A 2,139-nucleotide genomic window follows, 5' to 3' on the forward strand; every position below is an offset into this window, starting at 1 on the left:
CTATGAAGGCGCGCGCATGCCGCAGCTCGCCCAGATGATCCACAAATTCTGGAACACCACCCAGCAATACCGGCGCGCCTTCGCCGCATCGGTCGGCAAGGCCGGCATGGCGGCGGTGCATCACGAGCATCGGCTGATCCTCGAGGCGCTGAAGCGGCGCGACGGCGAACAGGCCGGGCTCATCCTCTACGGCCATATCCGCCGCACCCGCCTGCAGCTCGAGCAGCACACCGAGATGTTCGCCTAACCCAAGCGGAAGACACTAGAATCCGGCCTGGCTGATGAACTTGGTGACGAGATAGGCCTCCAGCGCTTCCGAGCCGCCTTCGGAACCGTAGCCGCTGTCCTTCACGCCGCCGAACGGCACCTCCGGCAGCGCCAGGCCGAGATGGTTCGTCGTCAGCATGCCGGTCTCGATCTCGGCGCCAAGCTCGGTCGCCGTCTTCAGCGAACGGGTGAAGGCGTAAGCCGCGAGCCCGTAAGGCAGCCGGTTTGCCTCGGCCACCGCCTCGTCGAACGTCGCGAACGGCATCACCAGCGCCACCGGGCCGAACGGCTCCTCGTTCATGATGCGCATGCCGGGGCTGAGATCGCTGAGCACGGTCGGCTCGAAGAAGGCGCCCTTGTTGCCGATGCGCTTGCCTCCGGTCTCGATCTTTGCGCCCTCGGCCACCGCTTCGGAAATCATGGCCTCGACGGCTTGCAGCCGCCGTTCATTGACCAATGGCCCCATGCGGGTGCCCTCAGTCAGCCCGTCGCCGACCTTTATCGCGCGCGCATGGCCGACGAGCTTGTCGACGAACGGCGCGTAGGATTTCTCCTGCACCAGGAAACGCGTCGGCGAGACGCAGACCTGGCCGCCATTGCGGAACTTGGCTGCCGCCAGCAGGCTCGCCGCGCTGTCGAGGTCGGCGTCGTCGAAGACGATCGCCGGCGCATGTCCGCCGAGCTCCATGGTCACGCGCTTCATATGCTGTCCCGCGAGCGCTGCAAGTTGCTTGCCGACGGGAACGGAGCCGGTGAAGGACACTTTCCGGATCACCGGATGCGGGATCAGGTAGCTCGAAATCTCCGGCGGGTTGCCGTAGACGAGGTTGAGCACGCCGTCGGGAAGCCCGGCATCCTTGAAGGCGTCGGCGAGGCAGGCGGGCGAAGCGGGCGTCTCTTCCGGCGGCTTGACGATGATCGAGCATCCGGTGGCGAGCGCCGCGCCGATCTTGCGGATCGTCTGCGACACCGGGAAATTCCACGGCGTGAACGCCGCGACCGGGCCGACCGGCTCGCGCACGACCAGCTGGTGGACGTTGCTGGCTCTGGCCGGCACGATACGGCCGTAGGTGCGGCGCCCTTCCTCCGCGAACCAGTCGAGGATATCGGCCGAGGCCAGGACCTCGATCGTCGCCTCGCCCAGCGGCTTGCCCTGTTCGAGGCTGAGCAGGCTGGCGATCCTGCCCGCACGCTCGCGCATCAGCCGCGCGGCTTCGCGGACCACCTTGCCGCGCTCGAAGGCCGAGACCTTGCGCCACACCTTGAAGCCGCGTTCGGCCGCTGCGAGCGCTCGGTCGAGATCGGCAGTGCCAGCCATCGCAACCGAGCCGATGACTTCGTTGGTGGCCGGGTTGCGCACCTCGAGCGTCTTGCCGCCGGCGGCCGGACCCCATTTGCCGTCGATGAAAAGCCCGATCTCCGGATACATGCTTTTGTCCTGTCTGATGGTGATTGTCATGGCAGCCAAGCCTCAGAGCGAGAGGCTCTCCCTTGTGTCTTCGATGGCGAGGAAAAGCGCGCGGACGAGTTCGTCGATCTGATCCGGCTCGATGATGTAAGGTGGGCAGAGCGCCAGCACGTCGCCCATGTTGCGCAGGATGATGCCGCGGGCCCGGCAGGCGCGTTCGACCTGCGCGCCAACCCTGGCCTCGGCCGGAAAGCCCTGTTTCTTGCGTCGGTCGGCGACCAGCTCGACGCCGGCAAGCAGGCCGACGCCCCGGATCTCGCCGACCATCGGATGATCGGCAAGCGCATCGCGCAGCTTTTCCAGCATCCGGGCGCCGAGAGTTCGGGCACGGCCGACGACGTCGATCTCGTGATAGATGCGCAACGCTTCCGCCGCGACGGCCGAGGCGACGGGATGGCCCGAAT

The 2,139-nt window shown here is 66.8% G+C and carries 3 protein-coding genes; 1 reads left to right on the forward strand and 2 read right to left on the reverse strand.

Annotation, left to right across the window (positions count from 1 at the left end):
- A partial coding sequence (locus tag EOD07_RS31910; RefSeq protein ID WP_127238100.1) for an FCD domain-containing protein occupies nucleotides 1–247 on the forward strand: 247 nt, incomplete at its 5' end.
- 15 nt (nucleotides 248–262) lie between these two features.
- Here the strand turns inward: EOD07_RS31910 and EOD07_RS31915 are convergent.
- Nucleotides 263–1,726 carry an NAD-dependent succinate-semialdehyde dehydrogenase gene (locus tag EOD07_RS31915; protein WP_245470571.1) on the reverse strand — a complete coding sequence of 488 codons (1,464 nt, stop codon included), beginning with the start codon at nucleotides 1,724–1,726 and terminating at the stop codon, nucleotides 263–265.
- A gap of 12 nt (nucleotides 1,727–1,738) precedes the next feature.
- Nucleotides 1,739–2,139 (reverse strand): aminotransferase class III-fold pyridoxal phosphate-dependent enzyme (locus EOD07_RS31920; protein WP_127238101.1); only part of this gene is annotated, 401 nt, incomplete at its 5' end.

It is taken from the genome of Mesorhizobium sp. M2C.T.Ca.TU.002.02.1.1, assembly GCF_003997225.1.